Origin of the sequence: Neptuniibacter caesariensis (assembly GCF_000153345.1) — a bacterium.
GTDB classification, from domain to species: domain Bacteria; phylum Pseudomonadota; class Gammaproteobacteria; order Pseudomonadales; family Balneatricaceae; genus Neptuniibacter; species Neptuniibacter caesariensis.
The window spans coordinates 210,691-228,917 of sequence record NZ_CH724127.1 but is presented as its reverse complement, the minus strand read 5'-3'; the positions used below and the strand labels follow the sequence as shown (position 1 = coordinate 228,917).

General features: G+C 45.4%; 15 protein-coding genes. 5 read left to right on the top strand and 10 right to left on the bottom strand.

Annotation, left to right across the window (positions count from 1 at the left end; translation table 11 throughout):
- Window positions 1-149: 149 nt before the first annotated feature.
- Window positions 150-320, bottom strand: a complete 171-nt coding sequence (locus tag MED92_RS19035; RefSeq protein WP_007022406.1) for a DUF6435 family protein — start codon at window positions 318-320, stop codon at window positions 150-152.
- Window positions 321-602: 282 nt separating this feature from the next.
- Here MED92_RS19035 and MED92_RS14920 point away from each other — a divergent pair, with 282 nt between their 5' ends.
- Window positions 603-2,648 carry a TonB-dependent receptor plug domain-containing protein gene (locus tag MED92_RS14920; protein WP_162010872.1) on the top strand — a complete coding sequence of 682 codons (2,046 nt, stop codon included), beginning with the start codon at window positions 603-605 and terminating at the stop codon, window positions 2,646-2,648.
- A 34-nt stretch (window positions 2,649-2,682) separates the two neighbouring features.
- Here the strand turns inward: MED92_RS14920 and MED92_RS14915 are convergent, their stop codons facing one another.
- Both MED92_RS14915 and MED92_RS14910 read right to left on the bottom strand, forming a co-directional pair.
- Window positions 2,683-3,966, bottom strand: coding sequence for a M18 family aminopeptidase (locus tag MED92_RS14915; RefSeq protein WP_007022404.1), 1,284 nt, complete (start codon window positions 3,964-3,966; stop codon window positions 2,683-2,685).
- Window positions 3,967-3,985: 19 nt separating this feature from the next.
- Window positions 3,986-4,501, bottom strand: a complete 516-nt coding sequence (locus tag MED92_RS14910) for a BamJ family beta-barrel-assembly machinery protein (RefSeq protein WP_007022403.1) — start codon at window positions 4,499-4,501, stop codon at window positions 3,986-3,988.
- Window positions 4,502-4,652: 151 nt separating this feature from the next.
- Between MED92_RS14910 and MED92_RS14905 the strand changes: the two genes are divergently transcribed.
- The 3 genes from MED92_RS14905 to rpsA all read left to right on the top strand — a co-directional run bounded on the left by MED92_RS14905 (window position 4,653) and on the right by rpsA (window position 9,420).
- Window positions 4,653-6,749, top strand: coding sequence for a carboxy terminal-processing peptidase (locus MED92_RS14905; protein ID WP_007022402.1), 2,097 nt, complete (start codon window positions 4,653-4,655; stop codon window positions 6,747-6,749).
- 16 nt (window positions 6,750-6,765) lie between these two features.
- Window positions 6,766-7,545 carry a hypothetical protein gene (locus tag MED92_RS14900; protein WP_007022401.1) on the top strand — a complete coding sequence of 260 codons (780 nt, stop codon included), beginning with the start codon at window positions 6,766-6,768 and terminating at the stop codon, window positions 7,543-7,545.
- Window positions 7,546-7,740: 195 nt separating this feature from the next.
- Window positions 7,741-9,420: a 30S ribosomal protein S1 gene (rpsA, locus tag MED92_RS14895; RefSeq protein ID WP_007022400.1), complete on the top strand. Its 1,680-nt coding sequence runs from the start codon at window positions 7,741-7,743 to the stop codon at window positions 9,418-9,420.
- Window positions 9,421-9,483: 63 nt separating this feature from the next.
- Here rpsA and MED92_RS14890 read toward each other — a convergent pair whose 3' ends face one another.
- The 7 genes from MED92_RS14890 to dnaX all read right to left on the bottom strand — a co-directional run bounded on the left by MED92_RS14890 (window position 9,484) and on the right by dnaX (window position 17,684).
- Window positions 9,484-12,735, bottom strand: a complete 3,252-nt coding sequence (locus MED92_RS14890; protein WP_007022399.1) for a putative bifunctional diguanylate cyclase/phosphodiesterase — start codon at window positions 12,733-12,735, stop codon at window positions 9,484-9,486.
- Between the two features lie 173 nt (window positions 12,736-12,908).
- A complete protein-coding gene (locus tag MED92_RS14885) occupies window positions 12,909-13,349 on the bottom strand; it encodes a YcgN family cysteine cluster protein (RefSeq protein ID WP_007022398.1) in 441 nt (146 codons plus the stop codon).
- Entirely contained in the window at window positions 13,350-13,637 is a 288-nt protein-coding gene (locus tag MED92_RS14880; RefSeq protein WP_007022397.1) for a YcgL domain-containing protein, read from the bottom strand. It abuts the gene before it with no gap.
- A gap of 2 nt (window positions 13,638-13,639) precedes the next feature.
- Window positions 13,640-14,833, bottom strand: a complete 1,194-nt coding sequence (gene rnd, locus MED92_RS14875) for a ribonuclease D (RefSeq protein WP_007022396.1) — start codon at window positions 14,831-14,833, stop codon at window positions 13,640-13,642.
- A 9-nt stretch (window positions 14,834-14,842) separates the two neighbouring features.
- Window positions 14,843-15,442, bottom strand: coding sequence for a recombination mediator RecR (gene recR, locus MED92_RS14870; protein WP_007022395.1), 600 nt, complete (start codon window positions 15,440-15,442; stop codon window positions 14,843-14,845).
- A 4-nt stretch (window positions 15,443-15,446) separates the two neighbouring features.
- Window positions 15,447-15,770: a YbaB/EbfC family nucleoid-associated protein gene (locus MED92_RS14865; protein WP_007022394.1), complete on the bottom strand. Its 324-nt coding sequence runs from the start codon at window positions 15,768-15,770 to the stop codon at window positions 15,447-15,449.
- Between the two features lie 15 nt (window positions 15,771-15,785).
- Complete coding sequence (dnaX, locus tag MED92_RS14860; protein ID WP_007022393.1) at window positions 15,786-17,684, bottom strand: DNA polymerase III subunit gamma/tau; 1,899 nt, start codon at window positions 17,682-17,684, stop codon at window positions 15,786-15,788.
- A 175-nt stretch (window positions 17,685-17,859) separates the two neighbouring features.
- Here dnaX and MED92_RS14855 point away from each other — a divergent pair, with 175 nt between their 5' ends.
- Window positions 17,860-18,189: a hypothetical protein gene (locus MED92_RS14855; RefSeq protein ID WP_007022392.1), complete on the top strand. Its 330-nt coding sequence runs from the start codon at window positions 17,860-17,862 to the stop codon at window positions 18,187-18,189.
- Window positions 18,190-18,227: the final 38 nt, after the last annotated feature.

Below are 18,227 nucleotides of genomic sequence, written 5' to 3'. Positions count from 1 at the left end.
AACGGAACGCAGTGACGGCCCGAAGGGTGAGCGTAGCTAATCACCTCCACCTCGAACAACTTGATCTACTCTATGTAGCTCAACATAAATATTATGCTGAAAAGGACAGAAGCACATACGATTCAAAAAAAATTCGCCTGTAAATACGATTACTCTTTCTGCACACGCTTCAGCTGCTCATGCAGCTCTTCTGCTTCACGCGTGAGAAAAGAATATTTTTCGATATCTCCAGCTCGCTGAGCCTGCATCGCCTTCTCTAGCTTTGCATGATACGCATTTTTTAGCTTTTTCTCTGGATTAGACTTTAAGAACGAAAACATCTATTTCACCTTGGTTTTACATAAACAGATGTTACGGATTGAGCAAGCGAGTCGATCACATCTTAACTACAACTTTTATCATACTGAACCGATAATTTATTTAGCGTACAATTAGCCGCATTCAGCTATTGATCTGTCGCATACAAATCTGCACTTTAATCAACTAACCTCTTCTCTTCATATTTCAACATGAATCTTTGTCGCCCTTCCTGCTTCCCTGGCATGGTTTTATCCTATCTGATACTTATCATACTGATAGCACCATCGTTACGTGCAGGTACATTGAATGACGAATTCAAGCATTCAGATGAAGAGGCATATTTCACAGAAATTGCTTCTGGCCACTTGGAAGCGCTTCGAAAAGCCCCTGGGGTTGTAACTGTTATTACTGCAGATGATATTGAAAGGTCAGGCGCAACTCATCTGGATGAGGTTCTGGAAAGTGTTCCAGGGCTACACGTTAATCGATCAGACCTGAGCCGCCTTGAGCCCGTTTACAGTATCCGCGGCATCCAAAACGGCTTCTCAGCCCAGGCACTTATACTATTTAACAGCATGGAGATTAAAAACCCATTTAGTGGCGGACTCCCTGCTGTATTCAGGCTTCCTTTGAATAGCATATCCCGTATTGAAATCATTAAAGGGGCAAGCTCTGCACTCTATGGAGCCAACGCTTTTTCAGGCGTGATCAACATTATTCCCAAAAAAGGGCAAGATGCTGTAAAGCCAGTAGCTCAAATCAGAACTGGGAGCTTTGGAAGCCACGACCTTACTCTCCAACACCACTATACTACCGAGGCCGGAACCGGCTACTTTCTTTCACTGGAACAGCAGTACAGTGATGGGGACAACAACCGCATCATAGCCCAGGATCTTCAATCCACTACCGATAACCTAATTGCTACAGATGCCTCTTTGGCCCCCGGCCCACTGAACACCCACTACTCGGTAACGAACCTATTCCTGAATATTGAACAAGCAAACTGGAGCTGGAATAACTGGTATTGGGAAAACAACAACGCCGGTAACGGGCAAGGAGCAGCACGCACTCTAGATAACAGCGGTAAGGAAAACATTGTTTCCTTTATGTCCCAGCTGCAATACCGCAGCATCATCGATCAACAAACCTCTATTGAGGGCAATACATACTTCCACTACCTCGACGGTGAAAGTCAGCTTACCCTTTTCCCAGCAAATAGCAGAATCCCAATTGGCAGTGATGGCAATCCTTTTACCGCACCAGGAAATCTCATCAATTTCCCAGATGGCGTCATCGGCATTCCTGCTGGCACAACATACAGATATTACTTTGACCTTGGTCTGCAATATATTGGCATCGTGGATCATATCTTACACTTTCAAACAGGCGCGCAATCCACACAATTTAGAAGCAGGGAGCAGAAAAATTTTGGTCCGGGCATTCTCACGGGAACAGAGATTAGCGTAGACGGCACCCTAACAGATGTAAGCGGGTCACCTAATTCCTATATTACCAATCAAGACAGACAAAATTTCTTTCTTGCCGTTCAAGACCAATGGCATATAACGCCCGACGTTACTCTCACGCTTGGCGGAAGATTAGATCACTATTCCGATTTTGGCAGTACTTTCAACCCAAGAGCCGGGGTTGTCTGGGAACCAAGTCCCGATTTCACAGGAAAACTTCTCTATGGAGAAGCGTTTCGTGCACCATCATTTAGTGAACTTTATCTAAAAAACAATCCTAGCGGCATCGGCTCTTCATCATTAAAACCGGAACAAATTAAAAGCTATGAAATTGTCACTGACTGGATTATCAACCCAGAACTACAGCTAACCAACACCCTCTTCCTCTATAAAGCCAGTGAGCTGATAAAAACCGAATTAAAGAATAATGTTCTGGTTTTTCAAAATACCGGTGCAAACAAAGGCTATGGCATCGAGAGCGAATTTAAGTGGCAGCTGGATCATAACCTTTCATTAAAAGGCTACTATAGCCACCTTAAAAGCAAAAATAGCAACACCAATAAAACAATCGCTGACATACCCAGAAATACAGCCTATCTCGCCCTGAACTCCGATCTCCCAGGCAAATGGCAAATAAACCTAAGCAATCACTGGATTGGCTCCAGCAGCCGCCAAAACGGAGATAATAGAGAAAACCGAGGGAGTTACACCTGGACAACTTTAAAGGCTAGTAAGCAATCACTCATCCCGGGCCTGAAACTAGCTGTAATAGTTAAAAACTTGTTCGACAAAGAGGCTTTCGCCCCTTCATCTTCAACAATACCCGGCGACTATCCCTTAGAAGGCCGTAGCGTTTGGGGGGAACTCACTTACCGTTATTAAACAAGCCTCCCTAAAATCAATCTGGAAGGCATACTCACACCGCCTTTTCATTAAAGAACTTTGTCAGTACTTTGGTCAGATCCATAATATCCCTGGTACCCGCCATTTCACGTATAGAGTGCATAGCAAACTGCGGCACCCCGATATCGATCGTTTTCACACCTAATTCTGACGCGGTGATAGGGCCAATCGTACTACCGCAGCCCATATCGCTACGAACAACAAACGCCTGAACGGGCACATCAACCTGCTCTGCCATATCACGAAACGCCGCGCTGGTTTCACTGTTGGTCGCATAACGCTGATTAGCATTAATTTTAATAACAGGGCCGGCATTCAATAAAGGCCCATGGTTAGCATCATGTTTATCCGCGAAGTTAGGATGAATGCCATGAGCATTATCTGCCGAAATCATCATAGAGTGCTGAATCATTCGAATACGCTCTTCAGCGTCTGGGGCAATACGTTCAAGAACCTGCTGCAACATTGGCCCCTGCGCCCCCGCAGCGCTCATACTTCCCACTTCCTCATGATCATTACAAACCAACAAACAACCTTGTGTTAGATCAGAGGATAACAACCCCTGCAGCCCCATGAAGCAACTTAGTAAATTATCCAGACGAGCAGAAACAAGAAACTCTTCGTTAAGGCCTACCAATGAAGGCTGCTGTGTATCATATAAAACGATCTCGTAATCTAAAACATCACCAACATCATCAGCTCCCTGCTCTAGCAAGCGCTGTTTTAGCAATTGCTTGAAACTGGCTTTCTCCTCCCCTTGCCCAGTGATTACAGGCAAGTAGGTTTGAGCATTGATTGATCTACTTTTATTTGCTTCACGATCTAAATGGATGGCCAATGAAGGAATTACAGCCACTGGCTTTTCAAAATTTATTAGCGCTGACTGCCGGGAACCATCCACAGCTCTGTAGTTCACCCTGCCTGCCATTGAAAGATCACGATCAAACCAGGGATTTAGTAACACACCACCATACACCTCAACCCCAAGCTGCTGATACCCATGGCGATGAATATCCGGCTCTGGCTTCACCTTTAGACAAGGTGAGTCTGTATGCGCTCCTACCATACGCATGCCGCTTGTAGCGAGATCTGACTCTTCAGGCATCACCCAGGCAACAATTGATGAACCATTTCGCAATGTAAAATAGCGTCCTGAAGCCTTTAGATCCCAGGAATCTCTCTCATCCAGTGATTTAAAGCCCGACTTTTCAAGACGTTCAACCATCTCCTGAACAGCATGAAAAGGCGTCGGTGAAGCTGCTAAAAATCGCTGCAGATCAGTAAGTGAATCAGACATTTTATTTCCTTAACAAACTTTATTCAGACGCGTGAAAATCAATCAATTCCACTTTGAAGATTAATGTGGAATTAGCTGGAATATCTTCAGAAGGGCTTAACGCTCCATAAGCAAGCTCCGGCGGGATGTATAACATTCTAACCCCACCTTTTTTCATGAGCGATAAACCTTCAGTCCAGCCCTTTATTACGCGATTCAAAGGGAAAGTTGTTGGCTTACCTCTTTTATAAGAACTGTCAAAGATATGGCCATCAATTCGCATACCTTCATAATGAACCGTCACGGTATCTTTAGATGTGGGGCTTCTTCCCTCACCTTCATGTATCACTTTGTACTGCAGCCCGCTTTTCGTAGTTACTACACCTTCAGCTGACGAATTCTCACGAATAAAGGCATCTCCTTCTTTACGGGTATCATCATTTAACGCCTTTTCAACCAGCTCCTGTCTAAACTTTGCCTCTTCAGGGCTCTCTCCACACCCTGAAAGCACACCTAAACCTGCCAACAATACAAATAACCTAATTTTAGATCTCATCTGTCACAACAACCTGAATGAAAGAAAGTTTCCAACTATTTGATTTTACAACACTGCAGCGCATGTCTACACTCAACTAATCACTTCAGGGAACTCCCTGAACTTTTCCGGGTCATAATTGAATCCAGAGCTTTATATTAAGACATACATTATGCATAGATCGTTGCTAAAGCCACTTGTTATTACCGCTTTTTCTTTTCTAATTCCCGTTACTGCCAACGCGCTTGTCGCCAAACTGGAATCTGAGCCGGTACACAAACAAACCCTTCTAGAAATCACTCAATCCCTGAAGCACGGTCACTACAATAATCTAAATTTAAATGACCAGTTATCAAGCAAGGTATTTGAGCAATACCTGAAAGATCTGGATCCTTCGCGTAGCTATTTTTATAAAAGCGATATCGATGAGTTTGAAACCTATCGAAATGTTTTTGATGACCGAATTAAAGCCGGAAACTTAGAGGAAGCCTACATTATCTTTAATCGCTTCCAGCAGCGCCTGGAAGATCGCTTAAGCTTTACTCTTGATGAGCTCAATAACAACAAAGCTTTCGATTACGCTGTTGATGAGCATTTGGATACTGATCGGGAAAATGCGCCGTGGATCGAATCCGAGCAAGAGATGAATGAGCTGTGGGACAAACGCCTGAAAAGTGCCTTACTCAATCTAAAGCTTGCCGGTAAAGATAACAAAGAAGCAGTTGATGTCCTTATCAAGCGCTACACTAACCAACTAAACAGAGCCAAGCAGGTCAACAGTGAAGATGTTTTCCAGACATTCACTAACGCCTTCACCAAACAGTACGACCCGCATACTCAGTACTTTTCACCCAGAAAATCAGAGAACTTTAAAATCAATATGAGCCTTTCCCTGGAAGGGATTGGCGCAGTACTTAAAAGTGAAAACGAGTTCACCCAAATTGTACGCCTCGTACCTGCGGGTCCTGCTGAAAAAACCGGCCAGCTTAAGGCAACAGACATCATTCTGGGCGTAGGGCAAGGGGAAGAGGGTGAAATTGAAGATGTTGTAGGCTGGAGATTGGACGATGTTGTGCAATTGATCCGAGGCCCCAAAGGCACGACTGTACGCCTTGAAGTTAAAAGCTCTGAACGTGATGACATCCCGTCAAAAATCGTCAAAATAACACGCAATAAAGTTAAGCTTGAAGAGCAATCTGCGCAGAAGCGAATTATTGAAGTTGAACATCTTGGCCGCCCTTTCAAATTAGGTGTTATTGAAATCCCAGCATTCTATATCGACTTTGCGGCCCTTCAGCGCGGTGATGAGAATTATAAAAGCACCTCAAGAGATGTTGAAAAGCTGATTGGTGAATTAGCTGAAGAACAGATCGATGGACTCATTGTTGATCTGAGGAATAATGGCGGCGGCTCTCTACGAGAAGCTAACGATACGGTCGGCCTTTTCATCAAACACGGCCCCACTGTTCAGGTTAAAGACTCCACAGGACGCGTAGAAGTACTTCGTGACCGCGATTCAAAAGTGGCTTACTCTGGCCCTCTCGCCGTTTTAGTCAACCGACTATCAGCCTCTGCGTCTGAAATTTTTGCTGGAGCAGTTCAGGATTACAACCGTGGTATCGTTATCGGTGGGCAAACGTTTGGCAAAGGAACGGTCCAGACATTACTCCCACTTAATCACGGTCAGTTGAAACTAACCCATGCTAAGTTCTATCGAATTTCTGGTGAAAGCACCCAAAACAAAGGTGTTCATCCAGACATCTATTTCCCCACCCTATATGATCCAGAGATCATCGGGGAAAGTGCGCTTGATCAAGCTCTTAGCTGGGATAAAGTCCGCTCAGCACCTCATGGAACCTACCCAAGCATTAAACGCTTCCTGAAGCAGATCGATACCCGATATCAGTCGCGAACTATGACCAACCCTGACTTTATTTTCATGAAGGAGCAGGTTGAGCACCTTAATGAAGCAAGAAAAGAGAGCAGTCAAATCCCTCTAATGGAATCTGCACTTAAAGCCGAACGCGACAAAGCGGAACAATGGCAGATCGATGCCGAGAACCGTCGCCGGGAGAAAAAGCAACTTCCTAAAATAGACAAGATATCCGATCTGGAAGAGGAACTGGAAAAAGACGCACTCGGAAGGCCTATCAATCCTGAATCCGAAGCGATGCTGGTTGAAAGCGGAAGAATTCTGTTAGATGCTGTATTCATGCAGTTACAGTACTCTGCGAATGAGACACTCCCAGAGATCGAACAGAATAAGTAATACCGAGAGATCAAGGATGCAAACCAAGAAACTGATCATTATTGCCGTTGTAGTTCCGGTTGTTCTTGCTGCTGTTGGAATCGGGGGCTACCTGATCTACAACGAGATGCAGGGACAGCACGAACAGAACCTCAAAGATCTTGAAAAGTTTGGCTTTACAGTCCTCCCCTCTAATACTTATTCAGAATCAACGGGGGAGCTAGGTACTAAACAGCTACCCGCTACATTTGCTCAGGACAAGCTCACCCCAACTCAAAAAGTCATTAAAGGCCTCATGGCCGACAATGAAGCACTGCTCGACGAGCAGAAAGAACTCAATAAGAAAATTGACAGCTTAAAAGCAGAAATAGCAGCGCTCGAAGAATACAAAAAGCTGAATGAGCACTTCGCCCCTTTAACGATTGCTGAAGAGGTTGCTGCCGTTGAAAAACAGCTCAAGCAATTACTAATCGATATGCCTGATGCTCGCAGGTTCTCTAATCTCCAAATTGAAGCGATGTCGGCCGCGGCAGGTAATGAGTATAAGAAATTTATTGGCGGGAAAAGATTAATTCTTTCAGAAATGGAACGCGAAGGCCTAGTCAAAGACTACATGCCTGAGTTCTCTTTCTGCATTGGCGATGGTATTGAAATAGCAGCCAACTCTCCACGTGAGGAGCGCCTTATTACCTCTTATTTCCGTCGCCCTGCTGACTCCCCACTTCCGATCAACCTAAAGGCAGATCTGGATGTAGTTGTAAAACCTTGTCAAACAGCCTTATACGAACGGCTCGCAAGCTACGACAAACCCATCTAAGCATGCTTAAATTTCATGCAAAAGCTGTGTAATTACTAGGCTTTTTCTGTATAATACGCGCTCATTTTCTTTCGAACTGGGCGCTATTCCGGTCACAACGCCCTCTTTGAAATTATAAACTGACCCTGCGAATCCGGATTTGCAGGCTGAGCTGTATTTCTTTCGAAACACAGCCCTTACTATAGGACAAATTCAATGAGCGAAAGCTTTGCTGATCTGTTTGAAGAATCCCTTCAGTCTCTAGACATGACTCCAGGTAAACTGGTAATCGGTGAAGTCGTTGATATCGACAGCGACTGGGTTACTGTTCACGCTGGCCTAAAATCAGAAGCAATCATCCCACGTTCTCAGTTCCTGAACGATGCAAACGAACTGGAAATCCAGATCGGCGACGAAGTTAAAGTTGCTCTGGAAGCGGTTGAAGATGGCTTCGGTGAGACTCGTCTGTCTCGCGAAAAAGCGAAACGCGCTGAAGCTTGGGAAGTTCTGCAGACTAAATTTGAAGCTGAAGAAACTGTTAAAGGTTGCATCAGCGGCAAAGTTAAAGGCGGCTTCACAGTTAGCATCAACAACATTCAGGGCTTCCTGCCAGGTTCTCTGGTAGACGTTCGCCCAGTACGTGACGTTGATCACCTGGAAGGCAAAGAGCTGGAATTCAAACTGATCAAGCTGGATCCTAAGCGTAACAACATCGTTGTTTCTCGCCGTGCGGTTCTTCAGGAAGCTAACAGTGCTCAGCGTGATGAGCTGCTGGCTACTCTGGACGAAGGTCAGGAAGTTAAAGGTTTCGTTAAGAACCTGACTAACTACGGTGCATTCATCGATCTGGGTGGTGTTGACGGTCTTCTGCACATCACTGACATGGCTTGGAAGCGCATCTCTCACCCATCTGAGATGCTGAACCCAGGTGACGAGATCACTGTTAAGATCATCAAGTTCGACAAAGAATCTGGTCGTATCTCTCTGGGTCTTAAGCAGCTGTCTTCTGATCCATGGTCTCTGATCAAAGAGCGTTACCCTGCAGGTGCTAAGTGCCAGGCACGCATCACTAACCTGACTGACTACGGCTGCTTCGCTTCTATCGAAGACGGTGTTGAAGGTCTGGTTCACGTTTCTGAAATGTCTTGGACTAACAAGAACATCCACCCATCTAAAGTTGTTCAGATCGGTGATGAAGTAGAAGTGATGATCCTGGACGTTGATGAAGAGCGTCGCCGTATTTCTCTGGGTATCAAGCAGTGCACTGCAAACCCATGGGTTACTTTCGCTGAGCAGTTCGCAGCAGGTGACAAAGTTACTGGTACTATCAAAACTATCACTGACTTTGGTATCTTCGTTGGTCTGCAGGAAGAACTGGACGGTCTGGTTCACATGTCTGACATCACTTGGGAAGCTGATGCTGAAGCTGCTCTTCGCCAGTTCAAGAAAGGTGAAGAAGTTGAAGCAGTTATCCTGTCTATTGATGCTGAGAAAGAGCGTATCTCTCTGGGTATCAAGCAGCTGGAAAGCGACCCATTCGCTGAGTTCGCATCTGCTAACGACAAAGGCGCTATCGTAACTGGTAAAGTTACTTCTGTAGACGCTAAAGGTGCAGTTGTTGAGCTGGCTGAAGGCATCGAAGGTACACTGAAAGTATCTGAGATCTCTGTTGATCGCGTTGAAGATGCATCTTCTGTACTGAACGTTGGTGATGAAGTAGAAGCTAAGATCGTTACTCTGGATCGTCGTAACCGCGTTATCAACCTGTCTATCAAAGCGAAAGAACAGGCTGAAGAAAAAGCAGCAATCTCTGCTGTACGCAACGCTGAAGTTGAAGTATCTGGCCCGACTACAATCGGTGACCTGATCAAAGCTCAGCTGGACAACCAGAAGTAATCACTTCTCGTTAAGCACGAAAAAAGCCGCAATCATTGATTGCGGCTTTTTTGTTTTCGCGCCTTATAATGAATCCATGTAACGGTTGATTTCATTAGCAGGCATTGGCTTAGCATGATAAAAACCTTGCACAACATAACACCCTGATCCAATAAGAAAATCCAGCTGCTCTTTAGTCTCAACACCTTCAGCGACAACCTTCATTTCAGTTTTACCCGCTATAGCCAACAAGCCTGCAATGACAGCTTCTGATTTCAACTCACCCACATGATCAATAAAGAACCGATCAATTTTTATTACATCGATTGGGCACTCGATTAATCGCTGCAATGACGAGTGCTCTGCCCCCAGATCATCCAAAGCAATGCTGACCCCCAGAGACTTAAGACGCATCAAGTTATCCACTACAACGTCATAGCGCCCTATCAAAGCTCGCTCAGTAATTTCTATTTCGAGTAGCTCAGGTGGCAATCCCGTTTTATCCAAAGCTTTCTCAATACGCTCGTAAAAACCTTGTTGCTGAAGCCCGACAGCACATACATTGACAGCAACACGACCAAAACTGACTCCCTGTTGGTGCCACTTTAGAGCTTGCTGACAGGCCTCTAACAGTACCCAACTTTCAATGTGAGGCAACAAACCTGAACGCTGCGCAACGGGAAGAAAATCACCGGGAGAAATCAGCCCCCTCTCTGGACACTGCCACCTTATAAGGGCCTCAAAGCCATCCAGCTTGGAATTACTGTAATCGTATCTGGGTTGGTAATAGAGACAAAACTCACTATCCTGGATTGCCCGATGAAGCCCGTTCTCAATTCTTTTCTGCTCTACTAACTTATCGTGCATCGGCAATTCAAAGAATTGATAGCACTGCCCACCTTTATCTTTAGCCTGGTACATGGCTAAATCAGCGTGCAGCATCAGTTGCTCTGGATCACCAGAGTCATCGGGATAAACGGTGATACCGACACTTGTTCCCGTCCTTATAGTATGACCCGAAAGCTGCAAAGGCTTCGACAACGTCTCAATAATCCGGAGCGCCGTATTAATGACCCCATCAACACTGGCGAGGTTAGACATAACAATTGCAAACTCATCCCCCCCAAGCCTAGCCACTATATCCTCATCTCGAATATTGGCCCTCAATAAATCCGCTACTGAACATAAAAGATCATCACCAATAGCATGGCCAAGCGTGTCATTAACCTCTTTAAAGCGGTCCAAATCAAAAAGCAGTAAAGCGACTTTCTTTCCATTGGTATCAGCTTTTCTCAAGATACACTCAAGTTCTTGCTGGAAACCACGCCGATTAGCCAGCCCCGTCAGAGCGTCATGCTCGGCCAGATGTCTAACCTGCTTCTCTGCGCGAGTTCGCTCTTCAACCTGCACTTCTAACTCACTTGTCCTCTCAGCAACACGTTCTTCTAGCCCGTCCTGAACTTTAAGAAGCTGAAACTCGGTACGCTTTCGCTGTTTCACTTCAGCTTCTAGCTCGCCAAGGTAGCCATCGATATCATCGGCCATCTCGTCAAGTTCGCTGGCCAGAGCCCCCATCTCATCTCTGTTTACCAGCGCAAACCTAAACTGCCGTTGGCCAGAACGAAAGGCGCGAATACCTTTTATCAGCGTCGTAATTCGCTTGGTTAGATAGGATGCGATCCATACAGCTATCACAATAACAACTAGAATCATTAATAAGGTTGAAATGGATAAACGCTCGGCGGTTTCTCTTAAGTTACTAATGATGGCTGTACGACCCTGCTCAGCCTCAAACCTTATCTTTTGCTCAACTCGCTCTATTTCCAGATCGATTCGCTCTTTAGTGGCAACTGTCGCCTTATGAAAGTCATCAACATTTGCACCCACTGTGACAAAGCCAAATCCCCGCTCAGATTCAGCATATTGGCCTGTATAATAGGGAATTGCGGCAGCCGTCGTGAGTTTCCACAGCCCACTCCAAAAAATGACAAATGAGCCAGATCCCCCTTCTCGGGTTAAATCAAACCAACCTGTGCACTGTGGTGCGAAATTAAGAAACCTACAATCTAAGGCTCTTAGCCCGGTATCTTTCAGTTCTGCTGCTGGTTTCTTAGTAAGCTTCTGATTAACAAAAGTAGGCGCATTCTGTAAGTAACTCGCGTAGCTCAGGCCTGACTCTTTCCAGGCTGCATATGCCTCTTGCTCCATCCAAGGGATCTGTGGGTCCCCTGTCTGAGCATCATATCCGGCAATAAAATAATGCCTTGGATGGGCAATATTCCTGCCTTTAGCATCCCAAATAAATGCATAATTACCTTCGGATGCATCGGGGATCTGTGTATACCGCTCCTCAGTTGGCAATATATGATCAGTGAACGCCATGATATGGCGATGATCCAGGGCCAGGGTCACATAACCGATTTTCTGTTCGTCTTTATAGACCGGCGTAGCCCATCGCACTATTCCTCTGAACTTCTGCCCAAGTGGGTTTTCCCTACCCGCGAAAGCACTTTGTTCAGGCTGATATTCAATACCTGTTTTAGCCGCAGATTTAGGTGTGTATGTTCCAATCACATGTGATGGTACATATTCACCAATGACTTCAGAAACATAAATCTGCCCACGATCAAGCTGTTCTAATTCAGAAAAGTAGCTTTCCGCTTTAATGAAGGTATTTCTTTTATCAGACACATCCTTGAGTTCGTCAGTCATCAATTCTGAAGAAACAACCTTCAGCTGCTCGCGTCCTTCAAGGTCAAGATATGTAATTTCGAGATATAAAGGCTGCCAGCTAGAATGAAATTGTTTTTTAGGGAAGGAATGAAAATCTTTTGCGTTTTCCACAAGGCTTGATTTCACCGTATCGGTGGAGGAAATAATCGCTCGCTCACGCCATTTGTTTAGTTCAGGATCATAAAGCCAATCACCCTGATCCATGAGCCGGGATCTACGCTGTGATATAAAGTTTTGAAATGATGTTTTACTAATATCTAACGCAGAAGCTAACAACACATCGGTATCCCTCTGATAGAGAAACCCCGCTATCGCATTGGCGGTATCTGTTGTTATACGTTCGATTTCGTTTCGTGCTTTCTCATCTAATGCCGCTACAGCATCATTAACTGCTAAATCACCTACATCAGTAACACTTTTCTGCGAGATACTACTGAGGTGCTCATAGCGAATACCCAATATATCCGCGAGCTTTGAAGACTGAGACCATGCAAGCCATGCAATAAGAATAAGTGGGAAAACTTTGATAAGGACAAAGAGTGCAACCAGTTTACCCCTAATTCCCCAAACAGAGCCCCCAAACTTATTTTCTGAAGCAGACAACGCGATTAACCCCAGTTACAGCCAGATTAAATACTACATCCTTTTAACACTGAACCATCCTGGAAGCCTGCTAAAGAAACATAAGACAGGCCTAATGAAACATAGTCGGTTTTGCCATGACTGTAAAATGAATTAGAGCAAGAACTCCCTAATAGAGGCTACAAAACTCTTTGCTATTCAATGATGTAATCGACATAGTCTTCAACTTCGATCTCATCATCTTTCACTTCGTACCAACTGAGCACTGAAGCCTCAGCCTCGATTACAGTCTCCTGGCGACCGGAAAGTAATGGATGCCATTCTGGCAGATCCTTACCTTCGTGAATTAACCGATAGGAACAACTAGGAGGTAACCAGTGAAAATCATCAACATCTTGCGGGGTGAGTTTGACGCAATCTGGAACCAGTTTGCAACGATCCTCATAACGGGTACAGCGACAGGTATCAAAATCTAAAAGATGGCATACAACCGAGGTATAAAAAACCTCTTGGGTATCCTCATCTTCAAGCTTATGCAGACAACATAAAGCGCAGCCATCGCAGAGAGATTCCCATTCGCTTGGTGTCATCTCCTGCAAGGACTTACTACGCCAGAATACTTCCTGAGCTACCACTTAACGTACACCACTCTCTGGACGATCACGATGTAGATCAAGCATATAGTCATCCTTAGGAGGTGGCATCTGCAGATAGAAACCCTTCTCATCAATCTCTGCCAGCACCTTTTCAGCATCGACCCTTGCCAGCTCACGATCTTTAGTCAAAGGAATATCCATGACATGTTTTGGTGTGCCAAACATCTCCATCAGCGCTTCTGGAACACGCTTCAGATGATCTCGTTTATCAACATAAAGATACATTTCATCTTTACGTAAGCTCAAAAAAACCGAGCAGATTTTCATTATTAACTACCTTGAACTCTTAATTTTTCAATACGTTGCAGCTCATCCATAAGCGCAGCGTCTAGCATCTCTTTTCTCCAGGCGGACATTGCCTGCGGCAAACGATACTCGCCCTCGTCTACACCAGAACGAATAAGCTGCTCTAACTCTTTCCGACGCAACAGCATTTCAGGTGCGGTATTATTTTCTTCAGCCAAACGCCTGGCGATAGCCTTTAACTTTTTAAGGTGCTTATTCCAAAAGTAATGCAAAGGTTGCGGAATAGGCTCCGGCTCAACCTTGTCGGCACTTGCTTCACCGCCTTTTAAAAAGCCAAGAATAACTTCACCATCTGTTCGAAGAATACTCTTTTTGATCTCATCCAAACGGGATAGATCCGCTAAGCCTTTTGGCCATTGCTCGATAATTTGCAGTATAGCCTGATTGCGTAGAATTCGATTACGAGGAACATTTCGCTTTCTTGCTTGCTGCTCCCGCCATGCGGTTAAATCTCGCAACGCCGCTAACTTATGCTTAGGCAGCCGCCACATCTGTGTGAAACGGGTGTAGTATGAAAAACCATCGACGTCATCAATAGCTGCATCAGCAAGCATTGCCGAACATTCTTGCTCAACCCAGTGGAAGTGCCCGCGGCTTAATAGTTCTTGCCTTTGTATTTCATAAATAGCGGGCAAATAGGCCACATCAAGCGCAGCATATTTTTCCTGGCTGGAAGTGAGAGGACGCTGTAACCAATTCGATGTCGTCTCATGCTTTTCAAGCTGAACTGACAAGCAGCTTTCCAGCATTCTCTGAAGCCCCATGGAGAAACCCCAGTTTATCAAGGCTGCAGCAATCTGTGTATCGAACAATGGTACAGGTAAGGCCCCTATCTCTTTATGAAACAACTCCAGATCTTCGGTGGCTGCATGCATGACTTTTACTACACCCTCATCTTTAAAAAGAGTGGATAGCGAGGAAAAGTCACTTATTTCGAGAGGGTCTATTAGATAACATGCTTGATCATCAGCAACCTGAATCAGGCCAGGCAATGGGTAAAACGTATCTACGCGCTGAAACTCAGTGTCTAAAGCGATAAGCGGCAGGTTACGCCACTTTTCACAACACTCTGATAATTGCTCCGCACTGGTAATCCAGATTGGGTTTTCAGCAGAAGCTTCTAAATGCTTCCAATCATAAGCCGAGTTATCAGACATTTACTAATCTCATAATAAAGAGCGCCTTCCTGCAAGTGCATGAGCCAGAGTACCGCCATCAACAAACTCCAACTCGCCTCCAACAGGAACACCATGGGCTATACGTGAAACCTTAACCCCAAGATCCTTAACTTGAGCGGCAATATAGTGTGCAGTTGCCTCACCTTCCACTGTAGGGTTTGTCGCCAGAATCAATTCTTTGATGTCACTCGACTGAACGCGCTCAAGCAATTTATCGATCCCCAAATCCTCAGGTCCGATACCATCGATAGGCGACAAATGCCCTGAGAGCACAAAGTACAGCCCGTTAAAACCTCCGGTCTGTTCAACTGCCAGCACATCTATTGGGGATTCCAGAATGCAAAGCACACTAGAGTCACGATCGGTAGCTGAACAGATATCACAAATCTCTGTTTCTGATAAGGTTCGGCAAAGCTTGCAATGACCTATTTCAGATACTGACTTTTGCAGCGCCTCTGCCAACGCCAAAGCGCCATCAGGATCCCTTTCTAAGAGATGAAATGCCATACGCTGTGCAGACTTAGGACCAACGCCCGGAAGACACCTAAGCGACGTGATCAGTTGCTGAATTAAAGGGCTAAAAGACATCTAATCAGAACGGCATATTGAAGCCAGGCGGCATACCCATACCACCAGTTACTTCAGCCATTTTTTCCTGGGTGTAAGATTCGATCTTACGAACCGCATCATTCACAGCCGCTGCAATAAGGTCTTCAAGAATCTCTTTATCTTCTTCCATCAGGCTATCGTCAATGCTGATGCCTTTAACATCGTGGCGACCATTCATTACGACTTTAACCAAGCCAGCACCCGATTCACCCGTTTGCTCAGCAGAAGCGATTTGCTCCTGTGCCTTCTGCAGGTTTTCCTGCATTTTCTGAGCCTGTTTCATCAGGTTACCCATTCCACCTTTCATGACTTTTTCCTCAAATTAATCAATTGGCAGCACTGAAGACAACTCTATCTGTGCTGCAAATTCTTGTTCCAGTAATTTTACCGTCACATCATTACGAATTGAATCGATTGCCTTAGCATGGCGCTCTTCGCGTTTACGATTCATATACTGAGCAGGTGTTTCCTGCGTCTGTGTGGCCTGAATAAATTCAAGCTGCACACTGGATTCAAAATACTGATTGATAGCATCGCCAATACGCTGCTGTTGCACTTCATTGAGCATCGTTTTCTGCTCTTTAGTGTAATGCAGTTGTATTATGCCACCTGCAACAGACTCCATAGACAGGTGCGTTGCCAAGCTTTCGGTCATCCCTGTTAGCCCCAGCGAACGGCTGACATGCACCCAGTGACCAAGCTCAATCTTAGTAAAATCTTTAGGACACTCCAGTATTTCCACATGCGTTTTCGCAACGGAGCCAACTATCTCAGAAAGAGGATTTGCAAATTCATTTTCTACGGGGGCTTCATCTGAGTATGTTTCTACCGCAGTTTCTTGCGGGGGGGCAGACTCATCCTCCCAGGGAGGAGGTAGCTCATCCCCGGCTTTAGTCAACTCAGACTTTTTTGCAGGGGAGCCCTCCCCTGCAGGCTCATAACTTGAATCATAATCAGGCAACGGCTCATCATAGCTGGGAGCAGATGGCTGAAATTCTGGAGCTGGAGCTGGAGCTGGAGCTGGAGCTGGAGCTGGAGCTGGAGCTGGAGCTGGAGCATCAGTGTGGGTACTTTGTGCAGCTGCGCCAGATAAATCTGCAACGGTATCAGATAACTGAACGTTTCTGGGTTTTGCCGACGCAGGTCTAAAAGCCAACATCCGTAGCAGGACCATCTCCAAACCTTCACGCGGGTCCGGTACAAATGGCAGGTCTTTACGCCCCATTAGCGCAATCTGGTAATAAAGCTGAACATCTTCTGCTGATAACTGACCGGCTAATTCCGTTATCTGAATCTGGTCCCCCATACTGTTATCCACAGCATCAGGAAGCACTTGTGCAACAGCTATTCGATGCAGCACACTCACCAAGTCTCCCAAAACCGTGTTGTAGTCTGGTGAGAACTGAGCAAGATCAGTAACCGCTTGCATTAAAGCGTTGGCATCTCCGGCAGCCAGGCTATAAAGCATCTGATATACCAAACGCTGATCAATGGTACCCAGCATGGCTCTGACATCTGTTTCTGCGATTTGACCAGCACCAAAAGCGATTGCCTGATCAGTAAGACTCATCGCATCACGCATTGAGCCATCCGCAGAACGTGCCAATAGCCACAATGCAGGCTCTTCAAACGAAATCTGCTCCTGAGTTAAGACATGAGTCAGATGATTTACGATACGCTCAGGAATTAAGTTCTTAAGGTTAAACTGCAGACAACGCGAAAGAATCGTAATTGGAAGCTTCTGTGGATCAGTAGTAGCCAGTAGGAATTTAACGTGCGGTGGCGGCTCTTCCAGAGTTTTTAGCAGGGCATTAAAAGAGTGAGTGGAAAGCATGTGCACCTCATCTATGAGGTACACTTTGTAACGTCCATGAGTAGGCGCGTATTGAACGTTTTCCATTAACTCACGGGTATCTTCAACCTTAGTTCTGGAAGCCGCATCCACTTCGATCAGGTCTACAAAGCGACCTTCTGCAATCTCCTTACATGCGGAACATACACCACAAGGTGTCGAAGAAACCCCTGTTTCACAGTTTAAGGACTTAGCAAACAAACGTGCAATCGACGTTTTACCAACACCACGGGTGCCCGTAAATAAATAAGCATGGTGAAGGCGATCATCATCCAGCGCATTGACTAACGCTTTCAGCACATGCTCCTGCCCAACCATTTCCTGAAATTTGGCCGGACGCCACTTTCGAGCCAGAACCTGATAACTCATCGATATTTGCTACTTTATGAACCAAAAAATCAAAGCCTTATGCTACCTGCTGTACTGATCTTTCGCCAGCGAAACATCCACCCGTAATGAGTTCTCATATGTTCTGAAAGTGATTTCTCGCGCATGTCATGTTTTAGGTTTAAAATAGAGTGATCTGAACACTGGAAATAGCCCCATGTTTAAAAAACGCCCCACAAAAGCAGAACTCAGGAGTCAATTGAGCTCCCAGGTCGACCAGTTTATAAAACATGGCGGTAAGATCCAGGAAGTCGAAATGGGTGAAACCGGCCTGATAGATGGCCGGTATAATTCGCACCGCTCAGGACAATCGGCCCCTAAAGCCCAAGAGCGCACCCCCGTTCACGGTTTACTTGCGCAAATTGATGCTCGTAGGAAAAGCAGCAAGCAAAAGACCAACAAAAACTTGCGGGCCAGAACCCAAAAGAAAAAGATCATCTACGATGATTTTGGTGAACCGGTTAGAACAATATGGACAGATGAGTAATCTGCATTTTTAATCACTCACCCGACCACCGCATTATC